This window comes from Williamsia herbipolensis, from assembly GCF_036153515.1.
Lineage (GTDB): Bacteria > Actinomycetota > Actinomycetes > Mycobacteriales > Mycobacteriaceae > Williamsia_A > Williamsia_A herbipolensis.
Map to the genome: position 1 here is coordinate 2069566 of NZ_CP108021.1, position 18271 is coordinate 2087836.

20 protein-coding genes are annotated in these 18271 nt (G+C 68.7%); 13 read left to right on the forward strand and 7 right to left on the reverse strand.

Annotation, left to right across the window (positions count from 1 at the left end; genetic code table 11):
- Positions 1–38 precede the first annotated feature (38 nt).
- Positions 39–476 carry a nuclear transport factor 2 family protein gene (locus OG579_RS09320; protein ID WP_045824377.1) on the forward strand — a complete coding sequence of 146 codons (438 nt, stop codon included), beginning with the start codon at positions 39–41 and terminating at the stop codon, positions 474–476.
- 6 nt (positions 477–482) lie between these two features.
- Here OG579_RS09320 and bla read toward each other — a convergent pair whose 3' ends face one another.
- A complete protein-coding gene (bla, locus tag OG579_RS09325; RefSeq protein ID WP_328858898.1) occupies positions 483–1370 on the reverse strand; it encodes a class A beta-lactamase in 888 nt (295 codons plus the stop codon).
- A 39-nt stretch (positions 1371–1409) separates the two neighbouring features.
- Complete coding sequence (locus OG579_RS09330) at positions 1410–2666, reverse strand: cytochrome P450 (RefSeq protein ID WP_408068772.1); 1257 nt, start codon at positions 2664–2666, stop codon at positions 1410–1412.
- A 154-nt stretch (positions 2667–2820) separates the two neighbouring features.
- On the opposite strand from OG579_RS09330, the gene OG579_RS09335 reads away from it, so the two are divergent.
- The 5 genes from OG579_RS09335 to OG579_RS09355 all read left to right on the forward strand — a co-directional run bounded on the left by OG579_RS09335 (position 2821) and on the right by OG579_RS09355 (position 7047).
- Positions 2821–3987 (forward strand): steroid 3-ketoacyl-CoA thiolase, encoded by a 1167-nt coding sequence (locus OG579_RS09335; RefSeq protein ID WP_328858900.1) that lies wholly within the window; start codon positions 2821–2823, stop codon positions 3985–3987.
- A gap of 12 nt (positions 3988–3999) precedes the next feature.
- Positions 4000–4506, forward strand: a complete 507-nt coding sequence (locus OG579_RS09340) for a nitroreductase family deazaflavin-dependent oxidoreductase (protein ID WP_328858901.1) — start codon at positions 4000–4002, stop codon at positions 4504–4506.
- Between the two features lie 98 nt (positions 4507–4604).
- Positions 4605–5969 (forward strand): WS/DGAT/MGAT family O-acyltransferase, encoded by a 1365-nt coding sequence (locus tag OG579_RS09345; protein ID WP_045824504.1) that lies wholly within the window; start codon positions 4605–4607, stop codon positions 5967–5969.
- Between the two features lie 45 nt (positions 5970–6014).
- Positions 6015–6677 (forward strand): GNAT family N-acetyltransferase, encoded by a 663-nt coding sequence (locus OG579_RS09350; protein ID WP_328858902.1) that lies wholly within the window; start codon positions 6015–6017, stop codon positions 6675–6677.
- Between the two features lies 1 nt (position 6678).
- Positions 6679–7047, forward strand: a complete 369-nt coding sequence (locus OG579_RS09355; RefSeq protein WP_328858903.1) for a DUF1304 domain-containing protein — start codon at positions 6679–6681, stop codon at positions 7045–7047.
- 6 nt (positions 7048–7053) lie between these two features.
- Here OG579_RS09355 and katG read toward each other — a convergent pair whose 3' ends face one another.
- The 4 genes from katG to OG579_RS09375 all read right to left on the reverse strand — a co-directional run bounded on the left by katG (position 7054) and on the right by OG579_RS09375 (position 11503).
- Positions 7054–9324: a catalase/peroxidase HPI gene (katG, locus tag OG579_RS09360; protein ID WP_328858904.1), complete on the reverse strand. Its 2271-nt coding sequence runs from the start codon at positions 9322–9324 to the stop codon at positions 7054–7056.
- Between the two features lie 126 nt (positions 9325–9450).
- The gene (locus OG579_RS09365; protein ID WP_328858905.1) at positions 9451–9810 is read right to left on the reverse strand and encodes a hypothetical protein; all 360 of its coding nucleotides are present in this window, start codon (positions 9808–9810) and stop codon (positions 9451–9453) included.
- On the reverse strand, positions 9807–10727 hold the full coding sequence (locus tag OG579_RS09370; RefSeq protein ID WP_328858906.1) for an SDR family oxidoreductase: 921 nt from the start codon (positions 10725–10727) through the stop codon (positions 9807–9809). Before OG579_RS09370 ends, OG579_RS09365 begins: the two co-directional genes overlap by 4 nt.
- Complete coding sequence (locus tag OG579_RS09375) at positions 10724–11503, reverse strand: SDR family oxidoreductase (protein WP_328858907.1); 780 nt, start codon at positions 11501–11503, stop codon at positions 10724–10726. Before OG579_RS09375 ends, OG579_RS09370 begins: the two co-directional genes overlap by 4 nt.
- Positions 11504–11609: 106 nt before the next feature.
- Here OG579_RS09375 and echA20 point away from each other — a divergent pair, with 106 nt between their 5' ends.
- The 5 genes from echA20 to OG579_RS09400 are packed head-to-tail and all read left to right on the forward strand — an operon-like array spanning position 11610 to position 16648.
- Positions 11610–12365 (forward strand): (7aS)-7a-methyl-1,5-dioxo-2,3,5,6,7,7a-hexahydro-1H-indene-carboxyl-CoA hydrolase, encoded by a 756-nt coding sequence (echA20, locus tag OG579_RS09380; protein ID WP_055793363.1) that lies wholly within the window; start codon positions 11610–11612, stop codon positions 12363–12365.
- The gene (locus tag OG579_RS09385) at positions 12362–13285 is read left to right on the forward strand and encodes a CoA transferase subunit A (protein WP_328858908.1); all 924 of its coding nucleotides are present in this window, start codon (positions 12362–12364) and stop codon (positions 13283–13285) included. The genes echA20 and OG579_RS09385 overlap by 4 nt, the downstream gene beginning before the upstream one ends.
- A complete protein-coding gene (locus OG579_RS09390; RefSeq protein ID WP_328858909.1) occupies positions 13282–14046 on the forward strand; it encodes a CoA-transferase subunit beta in 765 nt (254 codons plus the stop codon). The genes OG579_RS09385 and OG579_RS09390 overlap by 4 nt, the downstream gene beginning before the upstream one ends.
- Positions 14043–15122, forward strand: coding sequence for an NAD(P)H-dependent flavin oxidoreductase (locus OG579_RS09395; protein WP_045824390.1), 1080 nt, complete (start codon positions 14043–14045; stop codon positions 15120–15122). The genes OG579_RS09390 and OG579_RS09395 overlap by 4 nt, the downstream gene beginning before the upstream one ends.
- Before the next feature lie 44 nt (positions 15123–15166).
- Positions 15167–16648: a methyltransferase domain-containing protein gene (locus OG579_RS09400; protein WP_328858910.1), complete on the forward strand. Its 1482-nt coding sequence runs from the start codon at positions 15167–15169 to the stop codon at positions 16646–16648.
- 1 nt (position 16649) lies between these two features.
- Here the strand turns inward: OG579_RS09400 and OG579_RS09405 are convergent, their stop codons facing one another.
- On the reverse strand, positions 16650–17129 hold the full coding sequence (locus OG579_RS09405; protein WP_328858911.1) for a MarR family winged helix-turn-helix transcriptional regulator: 480 nt from the start codon (positions 17127–17129) through the stop codon (positions 16650–16652).
- A gap of 104 nt (positions 17130–17233) precedes the next feature.
- Here OG579_RS09405 and OG579_RS09410 point away from each other — a divergent pair, with 104 nt between their 5' ends.
- Positions 17234–17758, forward strand: coding sequence for a phenolic acid decarboxylase (locus tag OG579_RS09410; RefSeq protein WP_328858912.1), 525 nt, complete (start codon positions 17234–17236; stop codon positions 17756–17758).
- Positions 17758–18225, forward strand: coding sequence for a DUF3237 domain-containing protein (locus OG579_RS09415; RefSeq protein ID WP_328858913.1), 468 nt, complete (start codon positions 17758–17760; stop codon positions 18223–18225). Before OG579_RS09410 ends, OG579_RS09415 begins: the two co-directional genes overlap by 1 nt.
- Positions 18226–18271: the final 46 nt, after the last annotated feature.

Below are 18271 nucleotides of genomic sequence, written 5' to 3' on the forward strand. Positions count from 1 at the left end.
AGCCCACCACGTCGTGTCACAGTGGGTGCGGAGAAGCCGTGAGCAAGCCTGCCTATCTCGACATCGATCGCGAGAACAACCCGGCCGTGGTGGCGGGCAGGATCTCGCGGGAGATGGTCGCCGTCCGCGACAAGCAGGGGTGGCTGGACAACTTCGCCGACGACGCCGTGGTCGAGGACCCCGTCGGCCCGTCGATGTTCGACGAGCACGGGAACGGCCACCGTGGCCGCGACGCCATCTCGGCGTTCTGGGACATGACGATCGCGACCACCGAGCGGCTCGATTTCGAGTTCGACGAGGAGATCATCTGCGGCAACGAGGTCGCCTACATCGGGCGCATCGTCAGCCACATCGGCGGCCATGTCACCACCTCGCGCGGTGTGTTCACCTATCGCGCCGATGCGAGCGGCAAGCTCGTCGCCCTGCGCGCCTTCTGGGAGGTCCAGAAGACGATGGAGTCCCTCCGGCCCGAGTGAGAGCGTTCAGGCGGCGCGCGCGACGAGCGACGCCACCCGGGCGATCACCGCGTCGGCGGCCGTGGCGTCGGGGACGTCGCGGGCGTTGCGGGTCTGCACGACCAGCAGGATGCGTCGGCCGCCGGGTCCGATGAGGAGCCCGGCGTCGTCGGCGCTGCCGTAGTCGCCGGTCCCCGTCTTGTCCGCCGTGGTCCACCCTGCGGGCAGATCGGCCCGGAACCTCTTGTCCGACGTGCGGGTTCCGCGCATCCACCTGACGAGCGTGGTGCGATCCCGCGGGTCGAGACGGGTGCCCACCATGACCGCCCGCAGGCCCGCGGCCCACGCCTGCGGGACGGTGGTGTCGCGGACGTCGCCGGGGAACGCGGTGTTCAGTGCCGTCTCCTGTCGCACCATCAGCGTGGCCGGGTCGCCGGTACTGCGGGCGAACGCGGTCAGCGCACGCGGGCCGCCGATCGCGGCGAACATGAGGTTCGCCGCGGTGTTGTCGCTGAGCTGCAGTGCGGCGACGGCGATCTCGGGACAGGTCATGGTCCCGCCGACGTGCTTCCCGGTCTCCGGCGAGTTGGCGACGATGTCGCTCGCGCGCACCGGCACCGGCCTGGTCAGCGAGAGGCGTCCGTGGCGTGCGGCGTCGAGGACTGCCGCGGCGAGGTACACCTTCGACATCGACAGGACCGGGAACCGCTCACCGGCGTTCACCGCCGCGATCACCCGACCCGTCCGCAGGTCACGAGCCCACACCCCGATGGTCGTGTCGGCCTGTTTCGCCGACGCCACGATCTGCGCGTCGATCGAGATGGGTTGCGGCGCCGCGCTCGCCGACGCGGCGAGCACCCCCGAGGTCACCGACACCGAGACGAGGACGACGGCGAGACGGCCGAACATGCGCATGGCGAACAATCTGCCATCGCACCGGCGCGGTGTCGAGGCTCAGGTGTAGCGGACCTGCATCTCCTTGATGCCGTTGATCCATCCGTGGCGCAGGTATCGCGGATCGGCGACCTTGGTGATGTCGGGCATGTGGTCGGCGATGGCGTTGAAGATGAGGTTGATCTCCATGCGGGCCAGGTTCGCGCCCACGCAGTAGTGGGCGCCGTGGCCGCCGAACCCCACGTGCGGGTTGGGGTCTCGGGTGATGTCGAAGGTGAACGGATCGGCGAACACCGCCTCGTCGTAGTTGGCGGATCCGTAGAACATCCCGACCCGCTCGCCCTTGCGGATCTGCACGCCCCCGAGTTCGAGGTCGCGGCGCGCGGTGCGTTGGAAGCAGTTGACCGGCGTGGCCCAGCGGACGATCTCGTCGGCGGTCGTCGCGGGCCGTTCACGCTTGAACAGCTCCCACTGGTCGGGATGGTCGAGGAACGCGTCCATGCCGCGCGAGATCGCGTTGCGGGTCGTCTCGTTGCCGGCGACGGTCAGCATGATGAAGAAGTAGCCGAACTCGATCTCGTCGAGGGCGAGACCGTCCATGTCGGCGTGCACGAGCTCGGTGACGATGTCGTGCATCGGGCAGGCCTTGCGCGCCTCGGCCATCTGATAGGCGTAGCCGAGGATCTCCGCGGCCGCGATCTGACCGTCGTCGGCGAACTCGGGATCGTCGTAGTTCATCATCGCGTTCGACCACGCGAACAACTTCTGCCGATCCTCCTGCGGCACGCCGAGCAGATCGGCGATCGCCTGCAGGGGGAGCTCGACGGCGACGTCGTGGACGAAGTCGCCGACCCCGCCCTTGGCCGCGGCCTCGGTGACGATCTGACGCGCCCGGTCGGCGAGGCCCTCCTCGAGCGCGTGCACCGCCTTGGGCGTGAACGTCTTCGACACCAGCTTGCGCAGACGCGTGTGCTCGGGCGGGTCGTGGTTGATGACCAGCGCCTTGGTGATCTCGAGTTGTTCGGGATCCAGGTCGTCGTCGTAGCGGATGATCACGCCGTTGTCGTTGGCCGACCACAGTTCGTTGTTCTTCGAGATGGCACGGATGTGTTCGTGCTTGGTGACCACCCAGTAGCCGCCGTCGTGGAACCCGCCGCCCTTGCCCTCGGCCTGGGCGTTCCACCAGATCGGCGCGGTCTGGCGCAGCTGCGCGAAGAGCTCGGCGGGGATGCCCTGCTGCAGCAGGTCGGGATCGGTGAAGTCGAACCCGTCGCCGAACACCGGACAGGAATTCTGTGTGCTGGTCACTGCGACCACCTCTTCAGGTCTGGGTGAACGTGTTGCAGTTTCGATTGAAACACTGTTTGCCCAGCTTGACCATGGGTTGGCGGCGCCGAGATGGACTCGAATGGAAACTTGTTCTAGTTTTGCCAGACAACCGATACAGAGATGATCGAGAAGAGGATTCACGATGGGCGTGCCGGTGATCGTCGAGGCAGTACGGACCCCGATCGGGAAACGGGCCGGGTGGCTGTCGGGGCTGCACGCCGCCGAGATCCTGGGAGCGGCCCAGCGCGGCGTCATCGAGCGCGCGGAGATCGACCCGGCTCTCGTCGAGCAGGTGATCGGCGGGTGCGTCATGCAGGTCGGCGCGCAGGGGAACAACATCACCCGCACGGCCTGGCTGCACGCCGGACTCCCGTGGCAGACCGGCGCCACCACCGTCGACTGCCAGTGCGGATCGGCGCAGCAGGCCAACCATCTCGTGGCCGGCCTCATCGCCACCGACACCATCGACGTCGGGATCGCCTGCGGCATCGAGGCGATGTCGCAGGTCCCGTTGGGCGCCAACGTGATGCTCGAGGGCGCAGGGGAACGCCGTCCCGCGTCGTGGGACATCGACATGCCCGACCAGTTCACCGCCGCCGAGCGGATCGCGGCCCGCCGCGGCATCACCCGCGCCGACACCGACGCCCTCGGCGAGCGCAGCCAACGGCTGGCCAGGCAGGCCTGGGACGAGGGGCGGTTCGACCGCGAGGTCATCGCGATGAAGGCACCCGAACGCACGAAGTCGGGCGAGCTGACCGGCGAGATGCTCGACGTGACGCGCGATCAGGGGCTGCGCGACACCACCCTGGAATCGCTCGCGAACCTCAAGCCCGTCATCGACGGCGGGATCCACACCGCGGGTACGTCGTCGCAGGTGTCCGACGGTGCCGCGGCGGTGCTGCTGATGGACGAGAGCAAGGCCCGGGCCCTGGGTCTCACACCGCGCGCCCGCCTGCGGGCGCAGGTTCTCGTCGGCGCCGAGCCGTACTACCACCTCGACGGCCCGGTGCAGGCGACCGAGAAGGTGCTCGCGAAGGCGGGGATGTCGATCTCCGACATCGACCGCTTCGAGGTGAACGAGGCGTTCGCCTCGGTGCTCCTGAGCTGGGCGTCGGTGCACGAGCCCGACATGGACCGCGTCAACGTGAACGGCGGGGCGATCGCACTCGGACACCCGGTCGGCAGCACGGGATCGCGGCTGCTCACCACCGCGCTGCACGAACTCGAGCGCAGCGACTCGCAGACCGCACTCATCACCATGTGCGCCGGCGGGGCCCTGTCGACCGGGACCATCTTGGAACGAATCTGAGAGACTGTTCCAATGAGTGCCGACAACCGCAGCAGAGACACCCCCCGCGCGAAGCCCGATGCCCTCGACTCGGCGGCGGTCGGGGCGATCCTCAAATGGGGATCGAGGGCCAACACCGCCCTCTACAAGGCGACCGGCGGTCGGCTCGGCGCGAAGTGGCGCATCGGCGGCGGCTTCCGGAAACCGGTACCGGTGTGCCTGCTGACGACGACCGGCCGCAAGAGCGGCGAGAAGCGCACGGTGCCGCTGCTGTGTCTGCGCGACGGCGACGCGGTGGTGCTGATCGCCTCGCAGGGCGGCCGGAAGAACAACCCGCTCTGGTACCTCAACCTCGTCGCCGACCCGGACGTGACGATCCAGATCAAGAACGACACCCGGCGATTTGTCGCACGCACCGCCGACCCAGCCGAACGCGAGCGACTGTGGCCGCGATACGCCGAGATCTACGCCGACGTCGACCAGTACCAGGAGTGGGCCGACCGCACGATCCCCCTGGTGATCTGCGAACCGGCGGGCTGAATCCGACAATGTTCGTCGTGGCCGAACGTTTCGGTCACACGTTGCGGAAACCACGTCGGGGTCGTCGGGGAACGGCCACAATGGCACGGGTGAACTACATGCCACCGACAGACGCCATGTTCCTGCTGGCCGAATCACGCGAGCACCCGATGCATGTCGGTGGACTGCAGTTGTTCACCCCGCCCGAGGGTGCCGGGCCCGACTACGTGATGAACATGATCAGCGAGATCCGATCACAGACCGAGGTCTCCTCCCGCTTCGCGATGCGTCCGGCCGACCCGGTGAGTTCGGTGGGCAACCTGTGGTGGGCGCAGAACGAGACGATCGATTTCGACTACCACATCCGCCACTCGGCGGTCCCCCGTCCGGGCCGCATCCGTGAGCTGTTCCAGCTGACCTCGCGCTGGCACGGAACCCTCCTCGACCGGCATCGCCCCATGTGGGAGATGCACGTGGTCGAGGGCATCGAGGACGGCCGGTTCGCGGTCTACACCAAGGTGCACCACTCGTTGTTCGACGGCGTCTCGGCGCTGCGCAACATGCAGAACACCCTGACCGAGGACCCGAACGACACCGAGCTGCGCGTGCCGTGGACCCCGAAAGAACGTCGCCCCAAGCCCTCCGGCGGCGGTTCGCGGAACCCGCTCGCGCTCGTCGGCGATGCGTTCTCCCTCGGCACCACCGCCGCCGGTCTCGTACCCGCCGGCCTGAAGATGCTGCGACAGGCCCTCGGCGACCACAACTTCACCACCCCGCTCGACGCCCCGCGCACGATCTTCAACACCCCCATCGGCGGCGCCCGGCGCTTCGTCGCGCAGTCGTGGGAGATCGAACGGGTCAAGGCCGTCGGCGACGCCGTGGGCGCGACCCTCAACGACGTCGTGCTCGCGATGTGCAGCGGCGCGCTGCGCCGCTACCTCACCGAACTCGGTGAGCTGCCGGAGAAGTCGCTCACCTCCATGGTCCCGGTGTCGTTGCGCCCGGGTGAGTCCGCCGACGGCGGCGGGAACGCGGTCGGCGCCGTCATCGCCTCGTTGGCGACCGATGTCGACGACCCGGTCGATCGCCTGATGGCGATCCGCGAGTCGGTGCAGGCCTCGAAGAACCTGATGAAGGAACTGAGCCCCACGCAGATCCTGCTGTTGAGCGCGGTGAACATGTCGGCGCTGGCGCTCTCGCCCGTGCCGGGGTTCGTGAGCCTCACCAAGCCGCCGTTCAACGTCATCATCTCCAACGTGCCCGGTCCGCAGAAACGCATGTACTGGAACGGTTCTCGTCTCGACGGCGTCTACCCGGCGTCGATCGTCCTCGACGGACAGGCCCTGAACATCACGTTGACGAGCAACGACGACCAGCTCGACTTCGGGATCATCGGATGCCGCCAGACGCTACCCAGCCTGCAGCGCCTCATCCATCACATCGAGGACTCGTTGACCGAACTGGAGAAGGCCGTCTCCGCCTGACGCGACACCCCTCGGCGGCCGGCGCGGCTGATCTACGATGACGCCATGACCGATCATGATCGTGCCGCGACCCGTCGCGAGATCACCACTGCCCTGTCGTCCGCATTCGAGCGTCGCCACGAGGTGCTCGACGCCATCGTCGACGCGCCCGACCGCGCCGCGTCGGTGACCGCCATCGCCGCCCTGTTGTCGGTGTCGCCCCTGGGCGCCGAGGCCGTGATGGGAATGTCGTTCGAGCAGTTGACCGTCGAGGCCCGGCGCGCCAACCAGGCGGAGCTCGAGGACCTCGACAGCCAGCTCACCTTCACCCTCGCCGAGCGTCCCGCGGCGACCGGCGACTCGGTCACGCTGCGGCAGTTCGACACCTCGGCCGACGCCGATCTGTTCTCTGCGCGCACCGCCGAGATCGGTGCCGCCGGCGACGGGTCGGGCAAGCCCGCGGCCGGCCTCGACGACGAGATCGCCTCCGCCTCGGATCGCATGTTCGCCGAGGAGGCGGCGTGGTTCGTCGCGCACGAGGGCTCGGAGAAGATCGGCCTGGTGTTCGGTGAGCTGGTCGACGGCGAGGTCAACGTCCGCATCTGGATCCGCCCCGAACATCGCAAGAAGGGTTACGGCACAGCCGCTCTGCGTGCGTCGCGGTCGGAGATGGCGTCGCAGTTCCCCGGCGTCCCGATGGTGGTCCGCGCACCGGGCGCCCAGGCCTGACGTGCCCGTCGCCGCCGCGGTCTTCGCGGCGCTGGCCGCGGTCCTGCACGTCGCCATCTTCGTGATGGAGTCCGTGCTGTGGACGCGACCGGCCGTCTACCGTCGCTTCGGCCTCGCCTCCGCCGACGACGCCGCGGCCACCCAGTCGATGGCCTACAACCAGGGCTTCTACAACCTCTTCCTCGCCCTGGGCATCGTCATCGGCATCGCGGTGGGCGGCAGCGTCGGCACCGCACTCGTGGTCTTCTGCTGCGCGTGCATCGTCGCGGCGGCGGCAGTACTGCTCACGACAGGACTGTCGTATCTGCGCGCCGCCGCGACGCAGGCGGTGTTCGCCGTCGTTGCACTGGTGCTGTTCGCGGTCCTGTAGACCCGATCAGCCCTTCACGACGTCGTAGCGGTCGGACATCATCACCTTGTCCCACACCGCGACGAAGTCGTGCACGAAGCGCTCCTGGCCGTCGCTGCCCGCGTAGACCTCGGCGACCGCGCGCAGTTGCGAGTTCGACCCGAACAGCAGGTCGTTGCGTGAGGCCTGGAACCGGGTTTCACCGGTGTCGCGGTCGTCGACGGTGAACGCCGTCGGACCCGACGCACCGTCGGATCCCGCAACCGGGTTCCACACGTAGTCCATGCTCGTCACCGCGTCGAAGAAGTCGGTGCTCAACGTCCCGACGCGGTCGGTGAAGACACCCGTCGACGAGCCGTCGTGGTTGCAGCCGAGCACACGGAGGCCTCCGGTGAGTGCCACCCACTGCGGCGCCGAGAGGTCCAGGAGGGCGGCGCGGTCGAGGAACATGCGCTCGGGCGCCACCGACGACACCGAGTGGTAGTCGGGCAGCACGTAGTTGCGGAACCCGTCGACGACCGGTGCGAGCCACGCGAACTGCTGGGGATCGGTCTGATCCTGGGTGGCGTCGACGCGCCCGGGGGTGAACGGGACGGTGACCGTGACCCCCGCTGCGGCAGCGGCCTTCTCGACCGCGACGCAGCCGCCGAGGACAATGACGTCGGCCAGGCTGACCGGGGTCGGGCTCGACTCGGCGATGCCGCGCAGCGCGGCGACGACGTCGACGGTGCGGGCGTTGACGGCCCAGTCCTTCTGCGGCGCCAACGCCAGGCGGGCGCCGTTCGCGCCGCCGCGCTTGTCGGAGATGCGGAAGGTGACCGCCGACGAGAACGCCGTGTACGCGAGGTCGGACACCGACAACCCCGACGCCTCGATGGCCTGCTTGAGGGCGGCGATGTCGGAGTCGCCGAGCGCCGGGCCGTCGGCGGCGGGCAGCGGGTCCTGCCAGGAGAAGTCGTCGGCAGGCACCTCGGGGCCGAGGTAGCGCGCCTTCGGTCCCATGTCGCGGTGGGTCAGCTTGAACCACGCCTTGGAGAACTGCTCGGTGAAGTAGTCGAAATCGGACAGGAACCGTTGGCAGATCTCGCGATACACCGGGTCGACCTTGAGGGCGATGTCGCTCGTCATCATCATGAGCGGTTCACTGCGGCCCTCGATGTGGGCGTCGGGGGTCTTGGGCGCGTCCGGGTCGACCGGCGTCCACTGCAGGGCGCCGGCGGGGCTCTGCGTCTTCTCCCACTCGAAGCCGAAGAGGTTCTCCAGGTACGTGTTGTCCCACTGCGTCGGGTTCTGGGTCCACGAGCCCTCGATGCCGTTGGTCATCGTGTTCTCGCCGTTGCCCGCACCGCGCGGGTTGTGCCAGCCGAGGCCCATGGCCTCGATGGGGGCGATGTCCGGCGGCGCGCCGATCTCCTCCGACGGCACCTTCCCGTGGCTCTTGCCGAACGCGTGTCCGCCGGCGATCAGCGCGACCGTCTCCTCGTCGTTCATCGCCATGCGGCCGAACGTGATCCGGATGTCGACGGCCGAGGCAGCGGGGTCACCCTCCTGATTCGGACCCTCGGGGTTCACGTAGATCAGGGCCTGGTGCGACGCGGCGAGCGGCTGCTCGAGCTCGTAGTCGGCATCGCCGGGCTGACCGGTCCAGCGCTTGCTGCGGTCGACCATGGCGTCGTACGACTCGGGACTGGTGTTGTCGATCCACTCCGCACCCCAGTAGGTGGCGTCGTCGGCCTCCCACGCGTCGCGGCGACCGCCGCCGAATCCGTATGTGGGGAAACCCATGATCTCCAGCGAACAGTTGCCGGCGAGGATCATGAGGTCGGCCCACGACAGCGCGTTGCCGTACTTCTTCTTGATCGGCCACAGCAGGCGACGAGACTTGTCGGTGTTGCCGTTGTCCCACCAGCTGCTGATCGGCGCGAAGCGTTGCAGCGCCTGCCCGGCACCACCGCGACCGTCGGCGATGCGATAGGTGCCCGCGGAGTGCCAGGCCATGCGGATCATCTGCGGGCCGTAGTTGCCGTAGTCCGACGGCCACCACGACACCGAGGTCGTCAGGAATGCCTTGATCTCGGACTTGAGCGCCTCGAGGTCGATGGCGGTGAAGGCGGCCTCGTAATCGAAGTCACGCAACGGGTTCGCGGCCGGGCCGTCGGCGTGGAGCTGCTCGACGCGCAGACGGTCGGGGTACCAGTCCGACAACGTGGGCTTCGAGGTCTCCGCCCCGCCGATCGTGTTGCCACCGAAGGGACACTTCCCCTCGAGGACCTCGGAGTATTCGGAGTAGGTGGTCATGGCGCGAACCTCTCGTGGAGCGATGGAAGTCGGGGGGGGGGCTTGCTTCCATTCATACTCATCCGCGCGCGACTGGGTGAGGAAAGTTGCGACCCTGTGCCCGAGGTATCGGTTCGGACACAGCGCCTAGCGGCGGCGCGGCATCGAGATGCGTGCGGTGATCCGGGTGATCGCGCCGTCGGCGTCGAGATCGAATCGTTCACGCACCCGCGCGGCGAGTCCGAGTGCCACGACCACCCGGAAGTCGGCGTGCACCGCACGATCGCGCTCCACGATCTCGGCGATCTCGACACGCTTGATCACCCGATATTTCCGGCTGCGGTCGAGATCGCGGATGATCGCGGGTCCGCTCGATCCGGTGGGGAGGCCGTTCTCGACGCGACGACACCCGTCGGCGAGACGGACCGCCGACACATCGTGACTGGCCAGCGCCTCGATGTAGGCGCGCGCCGCATCGACCGCCGGCGTGGTCGAGGGCGGGGTCACCGGGCTCCGTACACCGGGAACGGTGTCGGCGCCTCGGCGAGGATCTCCGCGACCACGGGACCGAGTTCGGCGGGATCCCACCGGGAACCCTTGTCACGCAGCGCACTGCGTTGCCACCCGTCGGTGACCGACACCGTGCCGCCCTCCACCTCGAACACGCGACCGGTGACGTCGCGCGACTCCGGCGAGCCGAGCCACACGACGAGCGGCGAGACGTTGGCCGGGTCCATCGTGTCGAACGAGCCGTCGGTCGGCGGGGCCATCTGGGCGGCCATCGCCTCCCCGGCACTGGTGGTCATACGGGTGCGGGCCGACGGTGCGATCGCGTTCACCGTGATCCCGTAGCCACCGAGTTCGGCGGCGGCCTGGACGGTCATCTGTGCGATCGCGGCCTTGGCCGCGGCGTAGTTGCCCTGTCCGACCGAGCCGTACAGCCCTGCCCCCGACGAGGTGTTCACGATGCGCGCCTCGCGCTGCGCGCCGGCCTTCGACTGTTCGCGCCAGTAGGCCGCGGCGTGCCGCAGCATCGCGAAGTGTCCCTTGAGGTGGACCCGGATGACGTCGTCGAAGTCGTTCTCGCTCATCGACACCAGCATCTTGTCGCGCAGGAATCCGGCGTTGTTGACCAGGACGTCGAGCGCCCCGAACTCCTCGATCGCCTGGGCCACCAGGTGGGCCGCGCCGTCCCAACTCGCGACGTCGTCGCCGTTCACCACGGCCTCACCACCGGCCGCGACGATCTCCGCGACGACCTGTTCGGCGGGCGACTCCCCCGTCCGGCTGCCGTCGAGGCCGGCGCCGATGTCGTTGACCACCACCTTCGCGCCGCTCGCGGCGAAGGCGAGTGCGTGTTCGCGGCCGATCCCGCGGCCGGCGCCGGTGACGATCGCGACGCGTCGGAGATTGATCGGAGTCATGGTCTGGTCTGTTCCCATCGGTTGTCGGTGGTGGCGGCGTCGAGGAACGCGGGGCGCTCCCCTCCGCCGTGCACGGTGAGGGTCGATCCGGTGATGTAGTCGGCCATGGGTGAGAGAAGGAACGCCACCGCGCGACCCACGTCGGCGCCGGTCGCCATCCGCCCCATGGGAATGGTGGCGCCGACCGCGGCGATACCGGCCTCGTCGCCGTAGTGCAGCTCGGACTGCTCGGTGCGGACAGGACCGGCGATCACCGAGTTGATGCGCACGCGCGGCGCCCACTCGACGGCCAGGGATCCGGTGAGGCTGTCGAGACCGGCCTTCGCCGCGCCGTAACCCGCGGTCCCGGGCGACGGGCGGTGGCCGCTCACGCTGGACACGTTGACGATCGACCCGCCGTCGTCCTGGTAGCGCATCACGCTGTAGGCGGCCTGCGCGACGACCAACGGCGCCAACATGTTCAACTCCACGATCTTGCGGTGGAAGTTCGGCGAGGCGTCGGCGGCCGGGGCGAACGGTGAGCCTCCCGCGTTGTTCACGACACCGTCGAGTCGGCCGTGGCGTTCGGTGATGCGGTCGATCATCGCGTCGACGGCGTCGGGGTCACGCACGTCGCACGACACGAACTCGACGAGGCTGTCGGCGTCGTCGGCCGGGCGTCGGGCGCAGGCGATCGGGATCGCCCCCAGCGACGTGAGCACCTCGCAGATCCCGGCGCCCACACCACGGACACCACCGGTCACGACGACCACCTTGCCGGCCAGTCCGATGTCCACGCAGTCTCCGATCGTCGCTCTCACCGCCTGCTACGCTACCAAGCAAGTGTTTGGTTGGTAACCACCGGCCGAGCCACCACATGCGAGAGAGGACGTGGGAGCGCACATGCCGATCACGACATCGACGATCGAGCCGGGCGTCGTGGCCGTCACGGTCGATTTCCCGCCGGTCAACGCCCTGCCCAGCGCCGCGTGGTTCGACCTCGGCGACGCGATCATCGCCGCGGGCGCCGACCCCACGACCCACGTGGTGATCCTGCGGGCCGAGGGCCGGGGCTTCAACGCCGGCGTCGACATCAAGGAGATGCAGGCCACCGAGGGGTTCGACGCCCTCATCGGCGCCAACCGCGGGTGCGCGCACGCCTTCGGTGCGGTGTACGACTGCGCGGTGCCGGTGATCGTGGCGGTCAACGGGTTCTGTGTGGGCGGTGGCGTCGGCCTCGTCGGCAACGCCGACGTGGTGATCGCCTCCGACGACGCCGTCTTCGGACTCCCCGAGGTCGACCGCGGCGCACTCGGCGCGGCCACGCACCTCGCCCGATTGGTACCGCAACACCTCATGCGGACGCTGTACTTCACCGCCCAGAACGTGACCGCGCAGCAACTCGAGCACTTCGGGTCGGTGTACCGGGTGGTGCCGCGCGAGGGGCTGCTCGACGCCGCACTCGAGGTCGCCCGGCTCATCGCCGCGAAGGACACCCGGGTGATCCGCGCGGCCAAGGAGGCCATCAACGGCATCGACCCGGTCGACGTGAAGACGAGCTACCGCCTCGAGCAGGGCTACACCTTCGAACTCAACCTCGCCGGTGTCGCAGACGAACATCGCGACGCCTTCGTCACCACCGGAAAGGCCCGCGCATGACAGCGGCCGTGCGGACGCAGACCGACAAGAGTTGCTCGCTCGAGGAGGCTGTCGCCGAGATCTCGAGCGGCATGACGATCGGGATCGGTGGATGGGGATCGCGGCGCAAGCCGATGGCCCTGGTGCGGGCGCTGGCCCGGTCGGAGGCCACCGACCTCACCGTGGTCACCTACGGCGGGCCCGATCTCGGGTTGCTGTGCGCCGCAGGCAAGGTCAGCAAGGCCTACTACGGGTTCGTGTCGCTGGACTCGCCGCCCTTCTACGATCCGTGGTTCGCCCATGCGCGCACCACGGGCGCCATCGAGGTCCGCGAGATGGACGAGGGCATGGTGAAATGCGGGCTCGAGGCGGCCGCGTCGCGACTGCCGTTCCTGCCGATCCGTGCCGGCCTGGGATCGTCGGTGCTCGACTTCTGGGGTGGCGAGCTGCGCACGGTCGCCTCGCCCTATCCCGACGCCGACGGTCGCGTGCAGACGCTGATCGCCATGCCCGCCCTCGACCTCGACGTCGCGCTGGTGCATCTCGACATCGCCGACGTGCACGGCAACGCGGCCTACACCGGTGTCGATCCGTACTTCGACGACCTGTTCTGCGGGGCCGCGCGGCGACGCCTCCTGGAGGTCGACCGGGTGGTCGAGACCGCCGAGCTCGTCGACGAGGTTCCCCTGCAACGCATGCTGCTCAACCGCATGAACGTCGACCGGGTGATCCACGCGCCGGGCGGTGCGCATTTCACCTTCGCCGGCGACTACGGCCGCGACGAGGCCTTCCAGCGTTTCTACGCCGAATCGGCGGCCGACCCGGCGTCATGGGAGGCCTTCTCCGACCGCTTCCTGCGGGTCGACGAGGCGACATATCAGGAACGGGTGCTCGAATGGGCGGCCCGGCGAGACGCCGAGCAAGCGGGAGGAAAAGCATGAGTGACGTGACCCGCGCGGAGATCTGCGTGATCGCCTGCGCCGAGATCTTCAGCGGCGCAGGGGAGATCATGGCGTCGCCCATGGCGACGACCCCGCTCATCGGTGCACGCCTGGCGCGGCTGACCACCGAACCCGACCTGCTGATCACCGACGGTGAGGCGTTGATCTTCGCCGACACCCCGGCCGTGGGACGTTGGGCGCCCATCGAGGGGTGGATGCCGTTCCGCAAGGTGTTCGACGTCGTCGCGTCGGGTCGGCGTCATGTGGTGATGGGCGCCAACCAGATCGACCGCCACGGCAATCAGAACCTGTCGGCGTTCGGGCCGCTGCAACACCCGACCCGCCAGATGTTCGGCGTGCGTGGCGCTCCCGGCAACACCCTCAATCATCCGACGAGTTACTGGGTGGCCAAGCACTCGTCGCGGGTGTTCGGAGGTCAGGTCGACGTGGTGTCCGGGGTGGGGTACGACCAGATCGACCCGAACAACCCGGCTTTCGGCTACCTCGACATCCATCGCGTGGTCACCAACCTCGGTGTGTTCGATTTCGGCGGGCCCGACCACACGATGCGGGCGCGCTCGCTGCATCCGGGGGTCACCGCCGACGAGGTCGCCGCGAACACCGGCTTCGAGATCGCCGATCTCGACTCGGTGGGCGTGACGCGCGAACCCGACGCCACCGAACTGGAACTGATCCGCACGGTGATCGACCCGAAGGGCCTGCGCGAGCGTGAGGTCAAGCCGGTGGAGGTGAGCCGATGACCGGTCGCGCGGCGCCGATGCGGACCGCCTTCACCGATCTGGTCGGGTGCGACTACCCGATCGTGCAGACCGGCATGGGATGGGTGTCGGGGGCGTCGTTGACCTCGGCGACGTCGAACGCGGGTGGCCTGGGGATCCTCGCCTCGGCGACGATGACCTTCGACGAGCTCGAGATGGCCGTGAAGAAGACGAAGTCGTTGACCGACAAGCCCTTCGGGGTGAACATCCGTGCCGACGCCACCGATGCGGGCGAGCGGATCGACCTGCTGATCCGCGAGGAGGTGCGGGTCGCCTCGTTCGCGCTGGCGCCGAAGAAGGAGCTCATCGCGAAGCTGAAAGACCACGGCATCGTGGTGATCCCGTCGATCGGCGCGGCCAAGCACGCCGTCAAGGTCGCCTCCTGGGGAGCCGACGCGGTGATCGTGCAGGGCGGCGAGGGCGGCGGTCACACCGGTCCGGTCGCCACCACGTTACTGCTGCCGTCCGTGCTCGATGCACTGGGGCCCGACGGGATACCGGTCGTCGCGGCCGGTGGCTTCTTCGACGGCCGCGGACTCGCGGCAGCACTGTCGTACGGCGCGGCCGGCGTGGCGATGGGCACCCGTTTCCTGCTCACCTCCGACAGCACCGTGCCGGATTCGGTGAAGCAGGAGTACCTGGGGCGCAGCCTCAACGACACCGTCGTGTCGACGAAGGTCGACGGCATGCCACACCGGGTGCTGCGCACCTCGCTGGTGGAGAAGCTCGAGGGCGGCAACCCGGTCAGCGCGCTCGTCGCCGCCGCGCGCAACGCCAACGAGTTCAAGCAGATGACCGGCATGAAGTGGACCACGATGCTCACCGACGGCCGCAGCATGCGGAAGTCCGGGGAGCGCAGCTGGCAACAGATCATCATGGCCGGCAACACTCCGATGCTCCTCAAGGCGGGTCTGGTCGACGGAAGCACCGACGCCGGCGTCCTCGCCTCCGGGCAGGTGGTCGGCATGATCGACGACCTCCCCAGCTGCGAGGCACTGATCCAGTCGATCGTCGGCGACGCCCGTGACCGGATCGCCGCACTCGCCCGAATCGACTGATCGAGCGCGGCGGCACCCTCTTTCGGCTGGCTACGCTGGACGCCGTGGCCGACTCCGATCCCCTGTACGCACAACGTGATCGCGCGGATTCGTTCGGTGCGGTGGCGCGCGCCTACGACGCCCATCGTCCCCGGTATCCCGATGAGGTGATCGACGACATCGCAGCCGCAGCCGGAGGTGGGCTCGTACTCGACGTCGGGGCGGGCACCGGCATCGCCTCGGCACAGCTCGCCGATCGCGGACTCGAGGTCCTCGCGCTCGAGCCGGATGCGGCGATGGCGGAGGTGGCCGCGGCCAAGGGGATCCCCGTCGAACAGGGCACCTTCGAACGGTGGGATGCCGCGGGACGGACGTTCGATCTCATCCTGTTCGCACAGTCGTGGCACTGGGTCGACACCGCCGTCGCCATTCCCACGGCGATGTCGCTGCTGAACCCGGGCGGTCGGCTCGTGTTGTTGTGGCACATGACGAATCCCGAGTCGCCGTCGGCCGAGGAGTTCGACGCGGTCTATCGCCGGTACACGCCCGCCACCGCACCGCGCGGCTCGAGCGACGACGTCTCGCTGGCCGATGCGCTGACCGCGGGCGGCTTCACCGTGACCGAGAAGACATACCCGGTGCGCGCGGACTACACGACCGACGACTGGCTCGACATGGTGTTCACGTTCTCCGCACAGATCGTGCTCCCCGAGGGCGACAAGGTCTCGCTGCGCAGCGATCTCGCCGAGCTCGTCGGCCCCGACGGGGTGACCGTCGCCGGCGTCGCCTACGTGGCGACCGCCACCGCACCGACTCGTCCGGTGCACACCGATCGCAGGCTCGCCCTGAGTTTCGGGGCCGAGGCCGACAACTACGAGCGGCATCGACCGGACTTCCCGGCCGAGATGATGGACGCGGTCGCCGAACTGGGGTCACGGGTGCTCGACGTCGGGACCGGCACCGGTAAGGCCGCGGCCGCACTCGTCGCGCGGGGATGCGAGGTGCTCGGCGTCGAACCCGATCCGCAGATGGCCGCGATCGCCCGCGCGAAAGGTGTTGTGATCGAGGAGGGGACGTTCGAACAGTGGGATCCCGACGGTCGGCAGTTCGACCTCGTGGTGTTCGCGCGGTCCTGGCACTGGGTCGATCCCGAGGTGGCGTTGCCGCGGCTCGCCGCGATCATGCCGGTGGACGGTCACGTCGCCCTGCTCGCGCACGAGGCGAGTTGGCGCACGTTCGACGATCCGCGGATCCGTGCGGTGATCGAGCGGGTGGTGCCCCTCGGCGACACCGCCGCACGCCGCGCGACCGACGAGGTGGTGGCGCGGTTCACCGCGGCCGGATTCGACGTGCGCACCGAGGAGTTCCCGATGACGCAGTCGGTGTCGACCGAGGAGTGGCTCGACTCGGTGTTCACCTACTCGCGATTCCTCGTGCTCGACGTGGCCACGAGAACCGATCTGCGCCACGAGCTGATCGATGCGATCGGCACGAGCGAGATCACCGTCTCCGGCACCCCCCGCGCCATGATCGCGCGTCGACGCTGACTCAGTCGACGTCGTCGGCGCGGTGCGCGAGCCCGATGGTGATCTCCTGCAGCACCGGCAGGGCGTCGGCGACCGCGGTCAGTTGCGCGGTGGTGAGGCCGGACAACACCGTGTTGATGAGCGCCGAACTCGCGCGGTCGTAGCGCTCCAACAGATCGCGCGCATGGTCGGTGGGCGCGATCCAGGCCTGGCGCAGGTCGTCGGCGCCCGGCAACCGGGTGACCAGGCGGGCGGTGGTCATCACGCGGAGCACGTTGCTGATCGTGGGGCGGGCCAGGTTGAGGCCGGCCGCGAGCTCCCCCGAGGTCTGCGGTGATCGTTCGGCGAGGGCACGCAGCACCTGGATGTGGGCGTCGGGCAGGTCGGGAAGACCCTCCGCCGACCGTGCGGATCGCAGGATCGCGCGTCGCAGCGGGCCGATGACCCGACCGAGATCGGTCGCGATCTGCGACGTCGAGGGTGCCGATGCGTTGCCGTTCACCGCTGCTCCACTGCCGGACACGTCAGACCTCCCCTGGTGAGGAGACAGTAGCCACCGGAGGGGACTATTGCCACAGGTAATGGTTTTGTGACAAAATTACTCGCATGACCACCACTTCCGTTGCGCATCCCATCCCCACCCAGGACCTGTCCGCCATCGTCGGCCACCGGTTCATCTACACCTACGCGAACTCGTGGCAGTACGAGATGTACGTGAAGAACGCGACGACGATCGACTACCGCATCCACACCGGCATGGTCGGCGGTCGCTGGGTGAAGGACCAGGAGGTCGACCTCGTCGCCCTTGACGACGACGTCTTCAAGATCTCCTGGAACGAGCCGACCGGCACCTCGGTCGTCGTCAACGTGCTGCCCGGCAAGCGGCGACTGCACGGCACGATCTTCTTCCCGAAGTGGGTCGAGGACGCCGGTTCCAAGACCGTCGTGTTCCAGAACGACCACCTCGACGAGATGCGGACGTTCCGTGACGCCGGGCCCACCTACCCGATCTACGTCGTCCCCGAATTCGCCTACATCACGCTGTTCGAGTTCGTCGGCGCGGACGACGAATCGGTGATCTCCGTCGGTCCGTCGGAGCTGCCCGAGGGATTCGCCGACCGCACCAACTGATGGTCACCCGCTCCGCACCGCGCCTGGAGTTCGTCGCCCACCTCGCGATCGATGTGGGGCCGGCGATCGACCTCGGCGACCTCCCCGACGGCCATCGGCGCATCGTGCCGATCCTGGGTGGATCCGTCACCGGCCCGCGACTGTGCGGGCGGGTGCTGCCGGCCGGGGCCGATCACCAGTACCTGCGCTCGGAGCGGGTCACCGAACTCGATGCGCGGTACGCCCTCGAGACCGACGACGGCGCACGTGTCGCGGTCGAGAACGTCGGTCTCCGGGTGGGCAGTGCGGCCGACGTCGCCGCGCTGCTCCGCGACGAGCCGGTGGATCCGGACCGCATCTACTTCCGCACCCAGCCGCGCCTGTCGAGCGCCCATCTGGAGTACTCCTGGCTCGCGGACACCCTGTTCGTCGCCACGGGGGAACGGACACCGAGCACGGTCGAACTGGACGTGTTCGCCGTCGGGTGACCGGTGCTCAGTGCAGGACCTTCAGTCCCACAACACCTCCCACGAT

Bases quoted from the DNA above. Each gene is read 5' to 3' on its own strand.
- bla (WP_328858898.1), bottom strand. From the start codon at position 1,370: ATGCGCATGTTCGGCCGTCTCGCCGTCGTCCTCGTCTCGGTGTCGGTG.
- OG579_RS09335 (WP_328858900.1), top strand. From the start codon at position 2,821: ATGGGCGTGCCGGTGATCGTCGAGGCAGTACGGACCCCGATCGGGAAA.
- OG579_RS09340 (WP_328858901.1), top strand. From the start codon at position 4,000: ATGAGTGCCGACAACCGCAGCAGAGACACCCCCCGCGCGAAGCCCGAT.
- OG579_RS09345 (WP_045824504.1), top strand. From the start codon at position 4,605: ATGCCACCGACAGACGCCATGTTCCTGCTGGCCGAATCACGCGAGCAC.
- OG579_RS09350 (WP_328858902.1), top strand. From the start codon at position 6,015: ATGACCGATCATGATCGTGCCGCGACCCGTCGCGAGATCACCACTGCC.
- katG (WP_328858904.1), bottom strand. From the start codon at position 9,324: ATGACCACCTACTCCGAATACTCCGAGGTCCTCGAGGGGAAGTGTCCC.
- OG579_RS09370 (WP_328858906.1), bottom strand. From the start codon at position 10,727: ATGACTCCGATCAATCTCCGACGCGTCGCGATCGTCACCGGCGCCGGC.
- echA20 (WP_055793363.1), top strand. From the start codon at position 11,610: ATGCCGATCACGACATCGACGATCGAGCCGGGCGTCGTGGCCGTCACG.
- OG579_RS09385 (WP_328858908.1), top strand. From the start codon at position 12,362: ATGACAGCGGCCGTGCGGACGCAGACCGACAAGAGTTGCTCGCTCGAG.
- OG579_RS09390 (WP_328858909.1), top strand. From the start codon at position 13,282: ATGAGTGACGTGACCCGCGCGGAGATCTGCGTGATCGCCTGCGCCGAG.
- OG579_RS09395 (WP_045824390.1), top strand. From the start codon at position 14,043: ATGACCGGTCGCGCGGCGCCGATGCGGACCGCCTTCACCGATCTGGTC.
- OG579_RS09410 (WP_328858912.1), top strand. From the start codon at position 17,234: ATGACCACCACTTCCGTTGCGCATCCCATCCCCACCCAGGACCTGTCC.
- OG579_RS09415 (WP_328858913.1), top strand. From the start codon at position 17,758: ATGGTCACCCGCTCCGCACCGCGCCTGGAGTTCGTCGCCCACCTCGCG.